21 protein-coding genes are annotated in these 19805 nt (G+C 64.7%); 16 read left to right on the plus strand and 5 right to left on the minus strand.

Going from position 1 to position 19805, the window contains the following annotated elements:
• The 4 genes from BJF89_RS15130 to BJF89_RS15150 all read right to left on the minus strand — a co-directional run.
• Window positions 1–1099, minus strand: a 1099-nt coding sequence (locus BJF89_RS15130) for a hypothetical protein (RefSeq protein ID WP_075815926.1), incomplete at its 3' end; no start/stop codon positions are given.
• A complete protein-coding gene (locus BJF89_RS15135; protein WP_139312117.1) occupies window positions 1096–1590 on the minus strand; it encodes a hypothetical protein in 495 nt (164 codons plus the stop codon). The genes BJF89_RS15135 and BJF89_RS15130, both read right to left, overlap by 4 nt.
• 135 nt (window positions 1591–1725) lie before the next feature.
• Window positions 1726–2076 carry a helix-turn-helix domain-containing protein gene (locus BJF89_RS20075; RefSeq protein WP_369803745.1) on the minus strand — a complete coding sequence of 117 codons (351 nt, stop codon included), beginning with the start codon at window positions 2074–2076 and terminating at the stop codon, window positions 1726–1728.
• A 623-nt stretch (window positions 2077–2699) separates the two neighbouring features.
• Complete coding sequence (locus BJF89_RS15150) at window positions 2700–3608, minus strand: site-specific integrase (RefSeq protein WP_158026088.1); 909 nt, start codon at window positions 3606–3608, stop codon at window positions 2700–2702.
• Between the two features lie 709 nt (window positions 3609–4317).
• On the opposite strand from BJF89_RS15150, the gene BJF89_RS15155 reads away from it, so the two are divergent.
• The 11 genes from BJF89_RS15155 to BJF89_RS15205 all read left to right on the plus strand — a co-directional run bounded on the left by BJF89_RS15155 (window position 4318) and on the right by BJF89_RS15205 (window position 14478).
• The gene (locus BJF89_RS15155) at window positions 4318–4983 is read left to right on the plus strand and encodes a copper resistance CopC family protein (protein WP_083650910.1); all 666 of its coding nucleotides are present in this window, start codon (window positions 4318–4320) and stop codon (window positions 4981–4983) included.
• 117 nt (window positions 4984–5100) lie between these two features.
• A complete protein-coding gene (gene thrS, locus BJF89_RS15160) occupies window positions 5101–7179 on the plus strand; it encodes a threonine--tRNA ligase (protein ID WP_075815931.1) in 2079 nt (692 codons plus the stop codon).
• The gene (locus BJF89_RS15165; RefSeq protein ID WP_075815932.1) at window positions 7139–7711 is read left to right on the plus strand and encodes an HIT domain-containing protein; all 573 of its coding nucleotides are present in this window, start codon (window positions 7139–7141) and stop codon (window positions 7709–7711) included. Before thrS ends, BJF89_RS15165 begins: the two co-directional genes overlap by 41 nt.
• A gap of 62 nt (window positions 7712–7773) precedes the next feature.
• On the plus strand, window positions 7774–8496 hold the full coding sequence (pgsA, locus tag BJF89_RS15170) for a phosphatidylinositol phosphate synthase (RefSeq protein ID WP_075815933.1): 723 nt from the start codon (window positions 7774–7776) through the stop codon (window positions 8494–8496).
• Window positions 8489–9445 carry a phosphatidylinositol mannoside acyltransferase gene (locus BJF89_RS15175; protein WP_075815934.1) on the plus strand — a complete coding sequence of 319 codons (957 nt, stop codon included), beginning with the start codon at window positions 8489–8491 and terminating at the stop codon, window positions 9443–9445. Before pgsA ends, BJF89_RS15175 begins: the two co-directional genes overlap by 8 nt.
• Window positions 9445–10599 carry a glycosyltransferase family 4 protein gene (locus tag BJF89_RS15180; protein WP_075815935.1) on the plus strand — a complete coding sequence of 385 codons (1155 nt, stop codon included), beginning with the start codon at window positions 9445–9447 and terminating at the stop codon, window positions 10597–10599. Before BJF89_RS15175 ends, BJF89_RS15180 begins: the two co-directional genes overlap by 1 nt.
• Window positions 10596–11072, plus strand: coding sequence for a hypothetical protein (locus tag BJF89_RS15185; protein ID WP_075815936.1), 477 nt, complete (start codon window positions 10596–10598; stop codon window positions 11070–11072). The genes BJF89_RS15180 and BJF89_RS15185 overlap by 4 nt, the downstream gene beginning before the upstream one ends.
• A 102-nt stretch (window positions 11073–11174) precedes the next feature.
• Complete coding sequence (gene pdxS, locus BJF89_RS15190) at window positions 11175–12083, plus strand: pyridoxal 5'-phosphate synthase lyase subunit PdxS (RefSeq protein WP_075816095.1); 909 nt, start codon at window positions 11175–11177, stop codon at window positions 12081–12083.
• On the plus strand, window positions 12084–12986 hold the full coding sequence (locus tag BJF89_RS15195; RefSeq protein ID WP_083650913.1) for an acyl-CoA thioesterase II: 903 nt from the start codon (window positions 12084–12086) through the stop codon (window positions 12984–12986). It abuts the gene before it with no gap.
• Window positions 12987–13643, plus strand: coding sequence for a pyridoxal 5'-phosphate synthase glutaminase subunit PdxT (gene pdxT, locus BJF89_RS15200; protein WP_139312119.1), 657 nt, complete (start codon window positions 12987–12989; stop codon window positions 13641–13643).
• An 82-nt stretch (window positions 13644–13725) separates the two neighbouring features.
• The gene (locus tag BJF89_RS15205; protein ID WP_075815937.1) at window positions 13726–14478 is read left to right on the plus strand and encodes a YebC/PmpR family DNA-binding transcriptional regulator; all 753 of its coding nucleotides are present in this window, start codon (window positions 13726–13728) and stop codon (window positions 14476–14478) included.
• A 21-nt stretch (window positions 14479–14499) separates the two neighbouring features.
• Here BJF89_RS15205 and BJF89_RS15210 read toward each other — a convergent pair whose 3' ends face one another.
• Window positions 14500–14943 carry a DUF3817 domain-containing protein gene (locus BJF89_RS15210; protein WP_075815938.1) on the minus strand — a complete coding sequence of 148 codons (444 nt, stop codon included), beginning with the start codon at window positions 14941–14943 and terminating at the stop codon, window positions 14500–14502.
• A gap of 197 nt (window positions 14944–15140) precedes the next feature.
• Here BJF89_RS15210 and ruvC point away from each other — a divergent pair, with 197 nt between their 5' ends.
• The 5 genes from ruvC (at window position 15141) to secD (ending at window position 19803) form a co-directional block, all read left to right on the plus strand.
• Window positions 15141–15641, plus strand: coding sequence for a crossover junction endodeoxyribonuclease RuvC (gene ruvC / locus BJF89_RS15215; protein WP_075816098.1), 501 nt, complete (start codon window positions 15141–15143; stop codon window positions 15639–15641).
• Window positions 15638–16255 (plus strand): Holliday junction branch migration protein RuvA, encoded by a 618-nt coding sequence (gene ruvA, locus BJF89_RS15220; protein ID WP_075815939.1) that lies wholly within the window; start codon window positions 15638–15640, stop codon window positions 16253–16255. Before ruvC ends, ruvA begins: the two co-directional genes overlap by 4 nt.
• Before the next feature lie 21 nt (window positions 16256–16276).
• A complete protein-coding gene (gene ruvB, locus BJF89_RS15225) occupies window positions 16277–17344 on the plus strand; it encodes a Holliday junction branch migration DNA helicase RuvB (protein WP_075815940.1) in 1068 nt (355 codons plus the stop codon).
• 28 nt (window positions 17345–17372) lie between these two features.
• Complete coding sequence (gene yajC, locus BJF89_RS15230; protein WP_075815941.1) at window positions 17373–17816, plus strand: preprotein translocase subunit YajC; 444 nt, start codon at window positions 17373–17375, stop codon at window positions 17814–17816.
• 157 nt (window positions 17817–17973) lie between these two features.
• Window positions 17974–19803, plus strand: a complete 1830-nt coding sequence (secD, locus tag BJF89_RS15235; protein WP_075815942.1) for a protein translocase subunit SecD — start codon at window positions 17974–17976, stop codon at window positions 19801–19803.
• The last annotated feature ends 2 nt before the right edge of the window (window positions 19804–19805 follow it).

Here is a 19805-nt window from a genome sequence, read left to right on the forward strand (position 1 = left end):
CCGAGATAGCCGCTCTGGAGTCCATGAGCGCCAATGCTGCTGCGACCTTCTCACGGGTCAACAACAGGTGCCCGTCCAACCCCACGACAGCATCACCTCTCAGCCTCCGTAGCCGGTTGGACTGCACTTGCAGTGCAACCTCCGGGGGAAGGGTCATCACCAGCGGGGCAACCCCATTGTGTGCCCTGGCACCAAGGGGCAAGCGGATAGCGGTCTGTCCGGGGCCACCGGGTGGGGTGTCAGGCGCGCCGGGGTCACTCACCGGCAACCACAACACCCGCTGTGGGGTGCCTCCGTCTGCATCCCTGAGCAATCCACCGGCCCGCCGAGGCTGTATCCCCATCACGACACATAACCGGTAGGTGTGAGCCGCAACGTTACGTGTCGTCGCCGAGGTCGCGCCGGTATGGCCTAACGGCTCGCCCATGAACGCCTGTCTCAGCGTGGGCAGAATCGTGGCCTCTCGCCGTGACGCTGACGCGCTCAGCGAGTCAATCTCAGGCACCCGGAACAACACCCGGTCTGGAGTAAGGGATACCGGCTCTCCGTCGCCGGGGAAGTCGCGCCGGGTGAACAGTTCGGCGATACCTTCACCGGAACCGAGGGGAAGTTCGGGAACCTCCACGGGGTTGCCCCGGTCGTCCTCGACGGTGAACAGGCTGTCAGCAATTGCCTCCGCCGTGCCCTTGCCGCCACCGGGGTCACCCACCAGCCCCACCAGAAGATTCAACGACATGTGCCCACCGACCAGTGGGGGAAGTTGGACATGGGGACCTGTTGCCGCGACGGTGCGGGCGATAACGCAACCGAGGACGGCCCACGGTGAACCGAGTCTCGACCTCGCCGCCTGCCAGACCTTCCGGGTGGTTTGGGAGTGAGTGAACACGATCTTCTCCGGCCCGTTCGGTAGGTCGTCCGGGATGCTTGCCCGGCGCGCTGCCGCTACCGCTTCGGCAACCGGGGTGTCCGGCCCGTGGGATGCTCTGACGCTCTCACGGGTGCCACGGGGTGCCGGGGTATTGTTCAACGGCTCTGATGCGCGCCCAGGGCCGAGGGCTTCGGGGGTGCCCATGAACTCCAGTTGATCTAGGTTGTTCATGCCGTCCTCCGTTCATCGTCGCCGTCATCACCGATGCCTGTCGCCGCTGCCAACCTGGGGAGGTATTCCAACCGGCGTAGCGTCTCCGCGAACCGGGATGGGTCCCGCGTCTCCGCCGTGCCGATCAGGTCACGGCCTGCCGAGTCCAGCGCCCGGAACAGTCGGGCACGTTTCACCGCCTGCCACAAGTCAGGGATGGTCCATGTGTTCGCTCCGTAGGGTGTCGTCCGGCGAATCTCCGCTAGAGCCTCCAGCGTCTCCGGCCCGTCGTAGTCCATGACTTCCGCGTTCACCGAGTGGTGAACAACGGTAGCGTCTCCGTGCCCGTCCTCAACTTCTCGCCGTGCAACGGTCACCAGTGCTCGCAGTGCCACCCGACGTGGTTCTGCGTACAGCGCGCGGGGGTCCTGGTCCTCGCAAAAGTGGAGTACATCGGCGTACCTGCAGTGCATGAGGCACCACAGCAACGCTCTCTCATTGTGAGCGTCCATCTGTGACCACTGCTCAGCAGTGGGAACGTCCGTTGTGGGGGTGATATAGTCAGGTTCAGACGATCTCCCCGTCTGCCCTGTTAGCCCCCCACTCGCTGCCCTGCCGGTGGGGGTTTCGTCCTGTTCGGGGAACATTCACGCCACCCCCGACCACTTTGTCGTAGGAGTGAATAGCGCGTCTACTTCATCGGGGTCAAGGCGGATAGTCCGCTGTCCGACTCTGTAACCAGTCAACTTTCCTTCGGCGATGTAACGCCGGATACTGCGCACGGACAACTGCGTCCGCTCTGCAGCCTGAGTCATCGTCTCGTATCGACGGCGTTCAACCTGAGCCTTTAGCGCCTCTCTGCGCTTGCCCATTGTGTTTGCCATGGTGGTAGTCCATTCCCGGCACAAGATATGCCGAACAGCCTGCGGGCTACTGCAGGCGATTAGGCTACCGACGGGGAAAGGTCCTACACGGTGATCGGTCGAAGGTCCGATCATCTGGAGGCCAGTATAGGCCAGAACTCGCCCTACGTGTCTACTCTCGCCCCATATGCTGCACGGCACCTTGCACTAGCAGCACCGAAACTCGCTGATGCCCTGCAGACCTGAGACGGAACAACGCCGGTGCCAACAATGACCACCGAACCTTGAACTCGCCGTTCGCCCCAGGGAATCGCCACCGGTGATCGCCGTCGCCGGACGGCACAAACTCAACCCCAGGCCGTCGCCTGCCAGTCCGTAGAACCTCACCACCCCACCCGCCACCTGAAAACAACTCCGACGGTGGCGTTGACCCCTGGGTACGACCGTCGGCCCACCAGTCCGTTGATTCGTACATCGTCCGCTCAAACGGGATAGAAGGCTTGCCCTTCAATGGGTAGACCACCCCGGCACGAAAGGGCTTTCCACCTTTCCAGAACAACACGAACGTCCCCACCACCCGCTGCCGCTCCGGGTCCCGACACACTCGTATGAACTGCACGCTCGCACCACCGAGTTCCCCCCAATCCTCTGGACACTCGCCGTCACCATCGGGGAAGTGCTCACGCCAATATCGGGCACGCTCATTGTCCACCCCCATATCATCCAGAAAGGGAATCGACACTCTGCGTTTGTCGTCGTCATTCATCGTCGCCGTCCTGGTCGTCCTGGTCGTCCTGGTCCCCGGTCGCGCTGGGTGCAACCGAGTTCATCACCCGCGAAAGCACCTCCGCCGCGTCCTTCTCGTATCCCGATGCAGACCGCATGTACTCCATCACTTGATCTACAGTTTCGTGACCCATGAGCCGCCGCACATCCTCAACATTCACCCCATTGGACACCATCGTCGTGGCGTAGAACCGTCGGCAATCATGCGGGGTGACGTCTTCACGACCGGCTACCCGAGTCCCTCGCTTCAGCGCCGACCGGAAAGTAGTGTCCATTATCCGCTTGCCCTTCTCCGTCGTCACGATCAGCGACTCAGCACCCGGCGCGACGTGCTTACGGCAATGTTCTCGTAGGTTCGCCGCCACCGCCGACGGCACCACAACATCCCGGTTCGCCGCGTCCGTCTTAGGGGTGCCGAACGGGACCATCACCTGCTTGCCCGTCTCCATGTCCTTCATCCGCTGCACATTGCGACGGATACGCAACGTCAACGTCCCGTCCTCCGAAAGCCCACGAACATCCTTCCGCCGCAACTCCAGCAACTCGCCGATACGTAAACCGCACCACAGCAGGACCTCCACGGGTGCCTTGAACCGCTCATTGACCCCGTCCGCCATGGCACGGGCTTGCTGAAGGGTGATGAGGTCGTGGTCCCGCGTCTTAGGCCGTGGTGGTACCCCGGCACCTTTCACGTTGACTGGGTTCACGCCGATTATCTCCGCGTCTACCGCGAACTGGAAGCAGGTTCGCAACCGCTTGTAGGCGTAGGAGTTAGTGGGGGCGGTATCCGGCCACCGTTCCTGCACCTCTGCCCACCACTCAGTGATACGGGAGCGGGAAACCTGCACCACGGGTTCATCGGCAAGGGACGTGGACAGCACCCGCCAATCCATCATCCTGCCGTGACTCTGAGCCGTGGACTCCTTCAAGTGTCCATTGCTCAACCATCGGTCGGACAGGTCACGCACCGTCAACCCAGCGCGCTCCGTTGCCGCTTGGGCTTCCGCCTCCCGCTCAGCCGGGGGAGTCCAGTCACCCCGATCAATCAGCCTGCGCTCACTGGATAGCCACCCGTCTGCATCCAGTTCCGTGGGGAACGTCTCCGGTGCCGCGTGCAACGCAGAATCCGGGCCGATGTACGACGCTTGGAACCGCTTAACCTGTCCTCGCCCCGACTTACGAACTCGCCCCCATGCTCGCCGCGTCCTCTTGACTGGTCTGCCCATCTGGCCCCTGTTCTCTGTGCCCTGCTACCTGCTGACTGAGTGATGCAACAACGGTGCAATACTGATGTAATTAACTGTCCCATTGTGGCCTCTCTTGACACTACGGTAGCATGAGTATCAGCAGTACAAACAGGGTGTTAGCCGAGGTCAAGATGGGTAATCGGAACCGTCGAAAATTAGCCCCAGCTGGGACCACATTCAAGGCCCCTGTCAGGCAGTGTCACGCACTGTCGGTCGGGGGCTTTTGACGTGTCCGGGGTAGTGCGTCACACCAGGGGTCTTTCACGTGGAAGTGCAGTTAGGATGGGTGCTCTACACCTGTGGACATATCTTCCCCGGTGTCAGTCGAAGGAAAGGACCGTCAATGTTCCGTCTGCCGTCCCACCGTCCGTCCCGACAATCCTCACTACCGGGTACGCGCGGCGTCGGTCTGATTGCCGCACCAGCAGTCGCCCTTGCCCTGGCGGCCGCGCCGGTCGTTGTCGGGGCGGGACCTACTCCCGGCCTCCCGGAAGCCGCCGCCCACGACGCGATGGTCGGATCGACTCCCGAACAGGACACCACCGTCAGTGAGGCCCCCGGCTCCGTTGAACTCGAGTTCTCCGGTATTCCACGGGACGACTTCAACACCGTCGCCCTCTCACGTGACGGTGAGGTGCTGGTGACCGGCGAACCCACGATCGACGGGCGCACCCTCACATTGGACATCCCCGGAGACGTGGAGATGTCCGACGGTGAATACACCGTCGGCTACCAGATCACCTCGTCTGACGGTCACGCCACCCGTGGCAGCTACGTCTTCACTCTCGACTCAGACGGTGGCGCCTCCGGGTCCGGGTCATCTCAGGGGACAGCCGAAACCGACGATGACACCGGTATGCCGTCCTGGGCAGGGCCCGCACTCGGCATTGCCGGCGTGATCGTCGTCCTGGGAGCCCTCGTCGTGGCGATCGCCCGTTTCCGGTCGATGTCTTCGGGGTCGTCCGGCGAATCGGGCGAGCCGGGGGACGACGAGCCCCGGAACTCCTGAACCTGGTCCGGACCGGGTGGCCGCAAGACCTGTGGCGGCAGGTAAGGTAGTGCTCGACTTCTGACTGTCACCAGGTATGTGACCGTCATCATCTGCCGTGTAAGGAGCACACCACCCGTGAGTGAATCAGCACTGGACGCCGCACAGGAATCCGCCGTGAAGGCGTCTGTGACGTTCACCGTCCCCGCCGGAGAATCGGCGGGGGCCGCCATGCGTCCGTTGGAACTGCCGAACAAGGGGACCGACGCCATCGTCTGCGTCAAGGACACCGGCGGGGTCCTGAGGGACCTGGCTTTCGTTCCGGAGACCGATACCGAGGTCACTGCTGTCGCCGCAAACACCGCGGATGGTCGCGCCGTGATCCGGCACTCCTGTGCCCATGTCCTGGCACAGGCGGTCCAGAAGGAGTTCCCCGGGACGAAGCTCGGCATCGGCCCCGCGATCGAGAACGGGTTCTACTACGACTTCCAGGTCGATGAGCCGTTCACCCCGGAGGACCTCAAGACGCTCGAGAAGCGTATGAAGAAGATCATCAAGTCAGGGCAGCGTTTCGAGCGCCGTGTCTATGAATCGGCCGATGTCGCGGCTGAGGAGCTTGCCGCCGAGCCGTTCAAACTCGAGCTCATCCAGGACAAGGGCAACGTCGACCCGGATTCGGACGAAGCCACCGAGGTCGGGGCAGGTGAGCTCACCGCCTACGACAACGTCAACCCGCGTACCAGCGAGGTGGAGTGGTCTGACCTGTGCCGTGGCCCGCACATCCCGACGACGCGCTACATCCCCGCCTTCGCGCTCACGCGGTCGTCAGCGGCGTACTGGCGTGGCGACCAGTCCCGCGAGGACCTGCAACGGATCTACGGGACGGCCTGGGAGTCCAAGGAGGCCCTCGAGGAGTACCAGCACATGCTGGCGGAGGCAGAGAAGCGTGACCACCGCCGTCTCGGCCAGGAGCTCGACTTGTTCAGTTTCCCGGACGACCTCGGTTCGGGTCTCCCCGTCTTCCACCCGGACGGAGGCATCGTCCGTCTGGAGATGGAGGAGCATTCGCGCCGCAGGCACATCGAGGCCGGGTACTCGTTCGTCAACACTCCGCACATCACGAAGGGTGACCTGTACGAACGGTCGGGCCACCTGGGCTTCTACAAGGACGCGATGTTCCCGCCGATGCAGGCCGACGGTGAATGGGACGAGGACGGCAACTGCACCAAGCAGCCGCAGGACTACTACCTCAAACCCATGAACTGCCCGATGCACAACCTGGTCTTCGACTCACGCGGCAGGTCCTACCGCGAGCTGCCGCTGCGGTTGTTCGAGTTCGGCACCGTGTACCGCTACGAGAAGTCCGGGGTGATCCAGGGGCTGACGCGGGCCCGTGGTTTCACCCAGGATGACGCGCACATCTACTGCACGGAGGACCAGCTCGAGGAGGAGCTGACCACCGTGCTCGAGTTCGTGATCTCCCTGCTGCGGGACTACGGTCTGGACGACTTCTACCTCGAACTCTCGACCCGGGACCCGAAGAAGTCCGTGGGGTCGGACGAGATCTGGGAACGCTCCACCGAGACGCTGCGTCGGGTGGCCACCCAGTCCGGCCTCGAGCTGGTCCCGGATCCGGAAGGTGCAGCATTCTACGGTCCGAAGATCTCGGTGCAGGCGCGGGACGCCATCGGACGGACCTGGCAGATGTCCACCGTGCAGCTGGACTTCAACATGCCGGAACGGTTCAACCTCGAGTACACCGCCTCCGACGGCACCAAGAAGCAGCCGATCATGGTGCACCGCGCCCTCTTCGGCTCGATCGAGCGGTTCTTCGGTGTCCTGCTCGAGCACTATGCCGGTGCGTTCCCCGCCTGGTTGGCTCCGCACCAGGTCACCGGAATCCCTGTCGCCGACGAGTTCGTCAGCTATCTGGAGGACATCACGGCCGACCTGCGGAGCCAGGGTATCCGAGCTGCCGTGGACACCTCTGATGACCGTATGCAGAAGAAGATCCGGAACCACACCACCGGCAAGGTTCCCTTCATGCTGCTGGCCGGCGGACGTGATGTCGAGGCAGGTGCCGTCAGCTTCCGGTTCCTGGACGGTAGCCAGGTCAACGGCGTGCCGCGTGCGGAGGCGGTCCGTATCATCACCGACTGGGTCCGTGGTCGGCGCAATGAGCAGCCGAGTGGAGAGAACATTGGCGAGCTCAGCTGACGGCGCACCGGACGGTTTAGCCCGACTGTGGGCACCGTACCGGTCCGCGTATCTCGGGGAGCAGGGCGCAGGTGGTGACGACGGGGACCGTGAGTCCGCGGATCCTGACGACCCGTTCTCCTCGCTGCCCGGGAAGTCGGACGAGGACGCCCTGATCGTCGCCCGCGGGGACGAGGTGTTCTGCATACTGAACCTCTACCCCTACAACCCTGGGCACATGATGGTGCTGCCGTACCGCAAGGTGGCGTCGTACGAGGACCTCACGGACACGGAGACCCGGGAGCTGGCGGACTTCACGAAGAAGGCCATCCGTGTCCTGCGTACTGTCTCCGGGCCGGACGCCCTGAATGTCGGGATGAATCTCGGACGGGCGTCCGGAGGGTCGGTACCGGGCCACCTTCACCAGCACATCGTGCCCCGGTGGCAGGGCGACACCAGTTTCATGACGGTTCTGTCGGGCTCCAAGGTGCTCATTCAGCTCCTCGGGGAGACCCGCGAGCTCCTCGCCACGGCGTGGCAACAGCTCGACTGACACGGAACTGAGAGAATATCGGCGAAGATGAAGTCAGAAAGCACGGCAAGGAGACCTGTGACATGTTGAGCGTTCGTGGACGCCGGCCGGCGGCGGTCGTCATCGAGCCGATCGCCCGACGGTTGGTTAACTGGGGCGTCACCCCCAACGCTGTGACGGTCACCTCCACCGCGGTTGCTGTGGTTCTGGCCGTGACGCTGATTCCGACGGGACATCATTTCCTCGCCGGAATTCTGTTGGGCATCACTGTGGCGACCGACATGATCGACGGCACGATGGCGCGGATGCTCGGTGGTGGCACGAGGTTCGGCGCCACCCTCGACGCCACGTGTGACCGGATCACCGACGGTGTGCTTTTCGGGGCGATTGCCTGGTGGATGGCTTTCCAGCATTCCCATGAACCGTACAAGGGGCTTTTCGCGGCAGCGTTGGTGATCATGATCGCCAGCCAGGTCACCTCCTACGTCAAGGCACGCGCCGAGGCCTCGCAGATCAAGGTCGACGGTGGACTGATCGAACGTCCTGAGAGACTGATCATCGGTCTGGTCTCCCTCGGACTGTCCGGGCTCGGCGTGCCCTACATTCTGGGCGCCGGGCTCATCCTCCTCGCCGCAGGATCGGTCTACACCGTGTTCGAACGTCTCGTGATCGTCTCCCGCTCGGATGCCGCGTCAGAACGTATCGCTCCGCCCACGGGGGCCAAGAGCTTCGGCGACGATGACGACGATGACGACGACGACAGCACCGCTGACACCGACAGTGAGGAAAGCAGGACCCATGAATGATTCGAGCACTCTTGCCGAACGACTGAGTTCCTTCGGTTACCGGGCTGGGTGGGCGCTGACACGACGCCTTCCGACGCCGGTCGCGGACCGGCTGTTCACCTGGGTGGCGGACAAGGTCTCGGACGATGGCCGTGGTCTGGAGCAGCTGCGTGCGAACCTCGGTCGGGTCGTCGGTGACGCGAACGTCACCCGCGAGCTTGTCCGTGACTCGATGCGTTCGTACATGCGGTACTGGCGGGAAGCTTTTCAGTTGCCGAGTATCGCAGGACCGGAGCTGGCGGCACAGGTCCACTCCGGCTTCGGGGCCCCCGATGTCCGGCGCCTCGATGACGCCATCGGCCGCGGCAGGGGAGTCGTCCTGAGCCTGCCGCATTCGGGCAACTGGGACATGGCGGGTGTGTGGCTCGTCGACTACTTCGGTCAGTTCGCGACGGTGGCTGAACGGCTCAAACCAGAGAGCCTGTTCGAGGCGTTCGTCGAGTACCGTGAATCACTCGGATTCGAGGTGCTGGCACTGTCCGGCGGTGAGGCACCGCCCTTCGCACGTCTCCGGGAGGTACTCGACGACGGTGGGATCGTGTGCCTGCTCGGCGAGCGCGACCTGTCTGGTCGGGGGGTCGAGGTGTCGTTCTTCGGGGAGCGCACATCGATGCCCGCCGGGGCGGCACGCCTGGCACAGGAGACCGGGGCGGCCCTGATGGTCTACCACTCGTCGTACGTGGACGGCGGGTGGGTGTCGAGTATCAGTGAGGAGCTGGACACCAGCGTGCCGTTGGCGGACATCGTCCAGCAGCAGGCTGATGTCTTCGCACGCAACATCGCCGCTGCACCGGCCGACTGGCACATGCTCCAGCCCCTGTGGTTCTCCGACCTGTCGGCGTCACGGCGTCAACGTCTGGGACTGGACTCTCCAGGCGCTGACGATGTGCGGCCCGAGGCGGACGCCTGATGAAGATCGGTATGGTCTGCCCGTACTCGTTCGATGAGCCCGGGGGCGTGCAGATCCACGCACTCGACCTGTGCACGGAACTGATCCGTCGGGGACACGAGGTGAGCCTGATCGGGCCCGGGGGTGAGGATGCCGACGTCCCGGATTTCGTGGAACTGGGCGGTGGCGCGATTCCGATTCCCTACAACGGTTCTGTCGCGCGGCTCGCCTTCGGCCCGTCGACATGGCGTCATCTCGGCGACTGGATCGACCGCCATGATTTTGACGTGGTCCACATCCACGAGCCGAACTCCCCGAGTTACTCGATGATCACCCTGGCCAAGGCTGACGGACCCATCGTGGCGACCTACCACGCGTCAGCGAGTGAGTCGCTGATCCTGCGGATCTTCCTTCCGGTGCTCCGGCCCTTCCTGGAACGTATCCAGGGAGGGATCGCGGTGTCGGAGGAGGCACGGCGGTGGCAGGTCGAGATGCTGTCGGGGGACCCGGTGCTGATTCCCAACGGCGTCGACACGGCGACCTACCGTGAGGCGGACCCGATGCCGGCGCTTGACCCCACGCGGCCCCGGATCATGTTCCTCGGCAGGTTCACGGAGTCACGGAAGGGGTTCCCGCTGCTCATGCGAGCGCTGCCCGCGATTGTCCGGGACATCCCTGATGTCGAGGTGGTCGTCGTCGGTGGCGGCGACACCGGGGAACTCATCCAGTCTCTGCGGAAAGCCGGAGTGAGCTACGTGGAGGGCGTCGGGGAGTCGGACGCCACCGTCCGACTCCTGGGACGACTCAGCGAGGCCGACAAGGCTGCGGCCCTGGCCGCGTCGGACGTCTACGTCGCACCGAACACCGGCGGTGAGAGTTTCGGGATCGTGCTGGTGGAAGCAATGGCTGCGGGGACGGCTGTCGTCGCTAGCGACATCCCCGCCTTCGCGGCGGTGACAGATCACGGCTACGCGGGCCGCCTGTTCTCCAACGGCTCCCGGCGGGAACTGGCGCGGGCGGTGACCACCGTGCTCACGGACAGCGATGCCCGTGAGCTGCTCGTGAAGCGAGGCCACGAGCGCAGCCGCGACTTCGACTGGGACCGCGTGACCACTCAGGTGGAGCGTGTCTACGAGGCCGTGGCCACCGACGGACGAAAGGTACGGCGATCATGATTCCCCTGTGGGCGCTGCTTCTGGTCATTGTCGTGGCGGTCGCCGCGTTGCTGGGACTGTGGCTGTCGTTGACGGCGTCCCGTCTCAACCGGCTGCATATCCGCACCGATGCGGCGCGGCTCAGTCTGGAGGGGGCGCTTCAGGCCCGTTCTGCAGTCGTGTCCGCGATCCATCCGGACCTCGTCCGTGCGGCGGGGCGTACCACCGCCGTCGCGCTGAAGGCATCGGACATGGACGCCCGCTCCGACGCTGAGAACCTCCTCCTGCGTCAGCTGCGCGACGAGGACGTGACCAATCCGGCGTTCGTCGAGGCGTCGGTCAAGGTGGACATCGCGGCACGCTTCTACAACGATGCCGTGGGCGACACGCGCGACCTGCGAAAACGCCCGGTGGTCCGGGCGTTCCGCCTGGCCGGTTCCGCCCCGTTACCGGCCTTCTATGAGGCGATGTCGGTAGGCGACGGCACGGTCTGACCGGCAGCGCCGACCCTGTGGACCGCATGGTCTGTCATCACCGGTAGAATGCGCGTTGATCACCATTAGGCTACCGAGGTCACTCGAGAATCAGAGGTCATGATGACGCAGAACAGTGCCGACGCCGTCGGCGCCAGGGGAACCGGTCGCGTGAAGCGCGGTCTCGCGGACATGCTCAAGGGGGGAGTGATCATGGACGTGGTCACTCCTGAGCAGGCGAAGATCGCCGAGGACGCTGGCGCGACCGCCGTGATGGCTCTCGAACGTGTGCCTGCCGACATCCGTGCCGAAGGCGGCGTGTCCCGTATGTCCGACCCTGACATGATCGAGGGCATCATCGAGGCCGTGACCATTCCGGTCATGGCGAAGGCCCGCATCGGCCACTTCGTCGAGGCACAGGTGCTGGAGAGCCTCGGTGTCGACTTCATCGACGAGTCGGAGGTCCTCACTCCTGCGGACTACTCGAACCACATCGACAAGTTCGACTTCACCGTGCCTTTCGTCTGCGGCGCGACGAACCTGGGCGAGGCGCTCCGACGCATCAACGAGGGTGCTGCGATGATCAGGTCCAAGGGCGAGGCCGGCACCGGTGACGTCTCCAATGCGGTGACCCACATGCGCACGATCCGTGCCGAGATCAACCGCCTGACCTCCATGGCACCCGACGAACTCTACGTCGCGGCCAAGGAACTCCAGGCCCCCTACGAGCTGGTCCGTGAGGTTGCCGAGAACGGCAAGCTCCCGGTGGTTCTGTTCACCGCGGGCGGAATCGCCACGCCGGCTGATGCCGCGATGATGATGCAGCTGGGCGCGGAGGGCGTCTTCGTGGGCTCGGGGATCTTCAAGTCCGGCGACCCGGAGAAGCGTGCACGCGCCATCGTCCAGGCGACACTGAACTACGAGGACGCCGCCACGGTCGCTTCGGTGTCCCGGGGCCTCGGTGAGGCCATGGTGGGGCTCAACGTCGACGAGATCCCCGAGCCGCACCGTCTGGCAGAGCGGGGCTGGTAGATGTCCTCCGGTCTCGAGGGGCAGGCGACCCACGGTCGTCGACCCCGCATCACCGACGTTCTTGACCTGGAGCAGATTGAACCGGGGATCTTCCGTGGTCAGGTGATTCCGTCGGCGCTGTCCCGGACATTCGGCGGACAGGTCGCAGCCCAGTCCCTGGTCGCGGCGACCAGGACCGTGGGGACGGAGTACCGGGTGCATTCCCTGCACGGTTACTTCGTCGGCCCGGGGAACTCGGACCGCCCGACGGTGTACCTCGTTGACGAGGTCCGCAACGGGCGCTCGTTCCGCGTGCGGTCGGTGCGTGCCGTGCAGGACGGTCGGACGCTGTTCATCATGCAGGCGAGTTTCCACATCCGGGACGACGAAGGCCCGGAGCACTCCGACATGGTCCGTCGCGTCCCGGCGCCCGACGAGATCGATCCGGAAGGTGGCCGGGGCCGTCCGCTCGGACGCGCTTTCGCGAAGGACTGGGAGGACTGGGACATCCGGATCGTCCCGCCGGACATGTGGGAGCAGAGTCCCGGAGCGGCGTCACAGCAGGTGGTGTGGTTCAAGTCCAAGGTCCCGTTGCCTGATGACGAGAAGTTCCATATCTGCACGCTGGCCTACATGTCGGACATGACCCTCCTGGGTTCGGCGCTGGTCCCGCACAAGGACGAGCCGGTGCAGGAGGCGTCGCTCGACCACGCCATGTGGTTCATGCGTCCGTTCCGGGCAGATGAATGGCTGCTCTACGACCAGTCGTCACCGTCCGCCCACGGGGGCCGCGCGCTGACGACGGGCAGGATCTTCAACCAGAGTGGAGACCTGGTCGCATCGGTGACCCAGGAGGGGTTGACCAGGACGTTGGCGGAGGGGAAGCAGTCGGTCCCCATCAAGACGGATCTGCAGGGGCAGTAGGTGGACGCCGGCCCGTTGATCGGAGTCCTCGCCCTGCAGGGAGGCGTCGTCGAACACGTCAGGATGCTCGAGCGGTGTGGTGCGCAGACCCGGCTGGTGCGCAGACCGGAGCACCTGGAGGGACTGGACGGTCTCGTCTTCCCCGGCGGTGAGTCCACCACGATGTCCAAGCTCCTCGAACTCGGGGGCATGCTGGAGCCGCTCCGCACCCTCATCGACGCCGGTCTGCCGTGCTACGGAACCTGTGCCGGGCTGATTCTGCTTGCCACCACGGTCCTCGACACCAGGTCGGACGCACACAGTCTGGGAGCGCTCGACGTCACCGTGCGTCGCAACGCTTTCGGACGACAGGTCGACTCCTTCGAGGCCGACCTCAGTGTCGACGGTGTCACAGGCTCCCCGGACGAGGGGACACGGACCGGGGAGGACGCTCCTGTTCATGCGGTGTTCATCCGTGCCCCCTGGGTCGAAGAGGTCGGTCCGGGGGTACAGGTCCTGTCACGTGTCAGCGACGGTGGTCCGGCGCACGGCGCGGTGGTGGCCGTGAGACAGGGCGCGGTGATGGGGTTGTCCTTCCATCCGGAGCTCACCGGCGATGACCGGCTGCACCGTTACTTCCTCCGCATGGTCGCGGAACAGCGTGTAAATCCGGGCTGATGCGGTGCGGTGGCGCGGCGCATCGTCCCGGTGCACTATCATGGGTTCGTCAAGCACCCGACCAAGGGAGATCAGGTAGACGATGAGCGGCCACTCGAAATGGGCGACAACCAAGCACAAGAAAGCTGCGAATGACGCCAAGCGCGGCAAGGAATTCGCCAAGCTGATCAAGTACATTGAGGTGGCGGCCCGGACCGGTGGCGGGGATCCCTCCGCCAACCCGACCCTCGACGACATGATCAAGAAGGCCAAGAAGGCCTCGGTGCCCAACGACAACATCGAACGCGCCCGTAAGCGCGGTTCCGGTGAGGAGGCCGGTGGCGCCGACTGGGAGACCATCGTCTACGAGGGCTACGGGCCTAACGGTGTCGCGGTCCTCATCGAGTGTCTCACCGACAACCGTAACCGGGCGACGACGGATGTCCGCACCGCGATGAACAAGAACGGCGGCAACATGGCGGATGCGGGTTCGGTGTCCTACCTGTTCAACCGTAAGGGTGTGGTCATCCTGGACAAGGGTGGCAACACCGAGGATGACCTTCTCATGGCGGTACTGGACGCCGGAGCCGAGGAAGTCAACGACCTCGGGGAGAAGTTTGAGGTTGTCTGCGAGCTCTCTGACCTGACCAAGGTGCGCGAGGCGTTGGACGAGAACGGTATCGAGTACGATTCCGCCGACCCCGACTACCGTGCCGATGTCGAAGTTCCCCTGGACGCGGACGGCGCCAAGAAGATCTTCCGTCTCATCGACGCCCTCGAGGAATCGGACGATGTCCAGGACGTCTTCACCAACATGGATGTGTCAGACGAGGTGCTGGCGGAGCTCGACGCCTGACCGGATGCCCCCGGTGAAGGCTCAGCCGAACGGCGGGCCGACAATCAGGAGGGCGCCGAAGACAACGAGGACCACGACGGCGAGCGCCCCGGCTGACGCATAAGGACGGCCGACGAGTACCGCGAGGATCCGGTCGCTCACCGGTGCGTCGGTACCGGCGTCGGTGCGCCAGGCACCGTCCAGGCCACCGCGCCGTGCGACGGCCTGCTCGAAGGGGACGGTGGCGAAGGGGATCACCGCGGAGAACAGTCCGAGCAGTCCCTGTCCCACACTCCACCGGTTGTTCATCCACACCAGGATCGTCACGACGACGAAGGCCAGGAATGCGAGGCCGTGGACTGGGCCGGCGGCGGAGACGCCCGCCTCGGTGACCCCGGTGTACTTGAGAACCATTCCGAGGATGAGAAGTCCCCAGGTCACGGCTTCGATGATTGCGGTGGTCCGGTATATTTTCAGAGGTGTCATCGAGAGATGACGATACCCGAACCGGATACATAAGTGCTAAGTCCCGGAGATCCACGACCGGTGGGGCACGCCTCATCTTTCGCACATGTGTGCTATGTTCATGCTCTGCGGATATGCGTGCGACACACGCAGGGGACGACAGTGCGAGGAGGCACCGGAGAGTGACAGGACGATTTCAGGCCGACAACTCCCTGGTGATGGGCATCGATCCGGGCCTCACCCGGTGCGGCCTGTCTGTGGTGCGTTCCGGCCAGGGACGTTCGGTCGTTCCGGTGGCGGTGGGGGTCGTGCGGACTCCGGCCGAGGAGCCTCTTCCGTTGCGCCTGCGCCGCCTGTCGGATGCCGTGGAGACCTGGATGGACGACTACCGCCCGGATGTCGTCGCCATTGAACGGGTCTTCGAACGTGGCAATGTGTCCACCGTGATGAACACCGCACATGCGGTCGGGGTGCTGATGCTCAGTGCGGCGCGTCGCGACCTTCCCGTGCACCAGTACACCCCCAGTGAAGTGAAGAAGGCCGTGTCCGGGAACGGCCGGGCAGACAAGCGCCAGATGACGAACATGATCACCCGTATCCTCGGGTTGTCGGAACCGCCGAAACCGGCGGACGCGGCGGACGCGTTGGCCCTGGCGGTGTGTCACTGCTGGCGCTCCCCGTTTTCTACGCTGGTCTCAGAGAGGAAAGGTTCACTGTGATTGCTTCGTTGAGAGGCACCGTCATCGACAAGGGACTGGATTCTGTCGTGATCGAGTGCGCCGGTGTCGGCTACCTGTGCCAGGCGACCGCTCCGACCTTGGCCACACTCCCGCGCGGCGAGGAGGTGTTCGTGCTCACCACGATGGTGGTGCGCGAGGATTCCCAGACACTGTTCGCTTTCCCGGACGCCGCCTCACGCGAGGTGTTCGGACTGCTCCAGTCGGTGTCCGGCGTCGGTGCCCGGCTGGCGATGGGCGTGATGTCCGTGCTGAGCCCCGCGGACCTGTCCCGTGCTGTGGCGGACGGGGACGTCAAAGCCCTTCAGCGTGCGCCCGGCGTCGGTAAGAGGCTCGCCGAGAGAATGGCTGTCGACCTCAAGGGTAAGCTCGACGGATTCGCTGACGCCCTGGTGGGCGGGGGCACCACGCAGGAGGACGGACAGGCGACTCCTGCCCACAGCGAATCGACCCGGCAGGTCGTCGAAGCCCTGACGGGACTCGGCTTTCCTGAGCGTGACGCGGACAAGGTCCTGCTTGAGCTGGGGGATACCGCTGGTCTCGACACGGCCTCGGTGCTGCGCCAGGCGCTGGCGCGACTCGGTGGGCGACGGTAGCGGCGGGAAAGGCACGACACCATGAGTGATATCGAGCGCACTGAATTCGATACCGGTCCCACGCCGCCAGCGCCGTCGCAGGGCCTCCCCGGAGGTGACCTCTCGCCGTCGCCGCAGCCAGGGGAGGGCGACGCGGAGTTGTCGCTCCGGCCCCGGTCGCTCCGGGAGTTCATCGGCCAACCCAAGGTCCGCAGTCAGCTTGATCTCGTTCTCGGAGGTGCCAAGGCACGCGGCGTCGCACCGGACCACGTCCTGCTGGCAGGCCCCCCGGGGCTCGGCAAGACGACCATGGCCATGATCATCGCCCAGGAGCTCGGTTCTTCGGTCAGGATGACCTCGGGGCCTGCCCTGGAACGTGCCGGCGACCTGGCGGCGATGCTGTCCAACCTCATCGAGGGTGACGTCCTGTTCATCGACGAGATCCACCGGATGGCCCGCCCGGCCGAGGAGATGCTCTACATGGCGATGGAGGACTTCCGTATCGACGTCATTGTCGGTAAGGGTCCCGGAGCCACGTCGATCCCCATCGAACTGCCGCAGTTCACGCTTGTCGGCGCGACCACGAGGGCAGGGATGCTCACGGGGCCGCTGCGCGACCGGTTCGGGTTCACCGCACAGATGGAGTTCTACGACACTCCTGACCTCACCCGGGTTGTGACGCGTGCCGCCGGGATCCTCGGGGTGACGGTCACCGATGATGCAGCGGTTGAGATCGCGTCCCGTTCCCGGGGGACACCGCGTATCGCCAACCGGCTGCTCAGGCGCGTCCGGGACTACGCGGAGGTCGAGGGCGACGGCATCATCACGGTGGAGGTCGCGCGATCGGCGCTGGAGATCTTCGACGTGGACGAACTCGGTCTTGACCGCCTCGACCGTGCTGTCCTCGACGCCCTGGTCCGGGGTCACAACGGAGGTCCGGTGGGCGTCAACACTCTGGCAGTCGCGGTGGGGGAGGAACCTTCCACCGTCGAGGAAGTGTGCGAACCCTACCTCGTGAGGGCGGGAATGGTGTCCAGGACGCCACGTGGACGGACCGCGACACCTGCGGCCTGGCGGCATCTCGGCCTCGAGCAACCGGCTGATAGGTGACAAAACCCCAGTATGGCAGACTGGCGACATGGAAATTTTCCTTCTCATTCTCATCGTCGTGGTCTTCCTGGGTCTGCCGGTCATGTCGATGCGTAAGCAGTCCAAGCAGATCAACGAGATCAAGTCGTTCCAGTCGCAACTTGAGCCGGGGATGATCGTCCAGATGACCTCCGGTATCCACGCACGTATCGCCGAGGTGGGTACCACCACGGTCGATGTGGAGCTGGCGCCCGGTGTCACGACGACCTGGGACCGCAGCGCCGTCATGAAGCTCGTGGAAACCCCTGACGAGGCAGGGGACGACGGCCAGGCGAGCGGCGACACCGCAGATCAGGTCGACAGCTCCACTTTCGAGGACTTCGACACCGTCGCACCGTTCGAGGACAAGACAGGAGAGCCTCGTGACGAGCGGGACAGCGAAGACCGCGGAGAAACAGGCCGTCCTGACTCCGGGGACACGCCGAAGTCCTGACGCCGCGGCGTCCCCGTCCCCAGCATTTTCATCCCCACAGGGCACCGCCGGGACCCTCGTTGCCAGACAGAGGGTCTAGACTCATTCGTCGACACGGCGGTGGTTCTTTTCTCATGCCTACATCGCCGACATCCCCGAGACTTCAGGAGTAACTCGAGTGAGTTCACAGGGCTCAACGGCCGCGCGGGCCAGAACGTGGCCGAAGAAGGCGCTTCTGCTCTTCATCGCCGTCGTGGTCATCATCTACGGCCTCGTTTTCCTCACCGGAGACAAGAGTCCCACGCCGAAGCTGGGCATCGACCTCCAGGGAGGCACGCGCGTCACGCTGGTTCCCCAGGGAGAGCAACCCACCAGCGACCAGCTCAACCAGGCCCGCCGGATTCTGGAGAACCGCGTCAACGGTATGGGTGTCAGCGGTGCACAGGTCGTCTCCGACGGCGACACGCTTGTCATCAGCGTCCCCGGCGAGGATTCCTCAGAAGCCCGGACGCTGGGCCAGACCTCGCAGCTGCTGTTCCGCCCGGTCATGGAGGGCGGGATGCCGGAGGACGGTCTTGAGGACGTCCTGACGAAGATGGCCGACCGGTGGGTGAGCACAGGCATCCTCACCGCCGACGAGGCCAACGGGAAGCTGGAGGACGCCGCCGCCACGCTGGAACAGATGGGTATGGAGACCTCCGGCGACGGCCTCAGTGTCAGCGCGAAGGAACCCGCGGAGCCGGCCAACTCGATCGAGGAGGCCGACCGTCGCCAGGAGACCACCGACGTGCTCCGCGACGACCGGCAGTCCGAGGACACCAACACCCAGATCGCGGCGTCGTTCCTGATGACCTGTTCCGACGGTGTCGACCCGCTCGCAGGTGCGGATGATCCGGCCCGTCCCCTGGTCAGTTGCAGCGAAGGGCAGCCGATCCTTCTGGAACCGGCGCCGCTGCTGAACGGCCAGGAGGATGAGGAGAACGGTACGCGCCTGACCGGCGACATGATCGACACCGACTCCCAGATCTTCGGCGGCCTCGATTCCGAGTCCGGCCAGATCAAGATCACCTTCCGCTTCAAGACGGGGGAGGCGACTCCCGGCGGCGAGACCTGGCAGCGTATCGGCCAGGAGTACGCACAGAAGCAGGTGGCGATCACCCTGGACAGCCAGGTGCTCTCCGCTCCGGTGATGCAGTCGCCGACGCCTCCCGGACGCGATTCCGAGATCACCGGCGACTTCACCGAGAGTGAAGCCTCCGATCTCGCCAACAACCTGCGCTACGGTGCCCTGCCGTTGAGTTTCACCGGTGAAAACGGTGAACAGGGCGGTACGGCCGAAACCATCTCGCCGACGATGGGTAGCGCCTCGCTCCAGGCCGGGCTGATCGCCGGTCTCGTCGGTCTGATTCTCGTGGCGATCTGGTCACTGATCTACTACCGGGGCTTCGGCGTGGTCGCGGTGTTCTCACTGGTGGCTTCGGGGCTGCTGATCTACGGGGCGTTGATCCTGCTCGGCCGGTGGATCGACTACAGCCTGGATCTGGCCGGTATCGCCGGACTGATCATCGGCATCGGTACCACCGCGGACTCGTTCGTCGTCTACTTCGAACGAATAAAGGACGTCATCCAGCAGGGACACAGTTTCCGGTCCGCGGTTCCGCGCGCGTGGAAGCGGGCCCGTACGACGATCATCACCGGTAACGTCGTGTCGATCGTCGCTTCGCTGGTGCTGTACTTCGTGGCCGTGGGCGACGTCAAGGGCTTCGCCTTCACGCTGGGCCTGTCCACCGTCTTCGACGTGGTCATCGCCTTCCTGGTCACGGCGCCGTTGGTGATCCTGATGTCCCGTTCGGAGAAGTTCGCCTCCCCCAGACTCAACGGCCTGCGCTCGGCCTTCCGCTCCGCGGAGCGTCGTCGTGCCGACGAACATGCGACGGCAGGTTCTTTGCCGGAGAGCGACCCCCAGGGCGGCATCTCGTCCACCACTGACACCGGAAAGGACCAGTGAGC

The sequence above is a fragment of the Corynebacterium sp. CNJ-954 genome (genome assembly GCF_001942345.1).
Taxonomy (GTDB): domain Bacteria; phylum Actinomycetota; class Actinomycetes; order Mycobacteriales; family Mycobacteriaceae; genus Corynebacterium.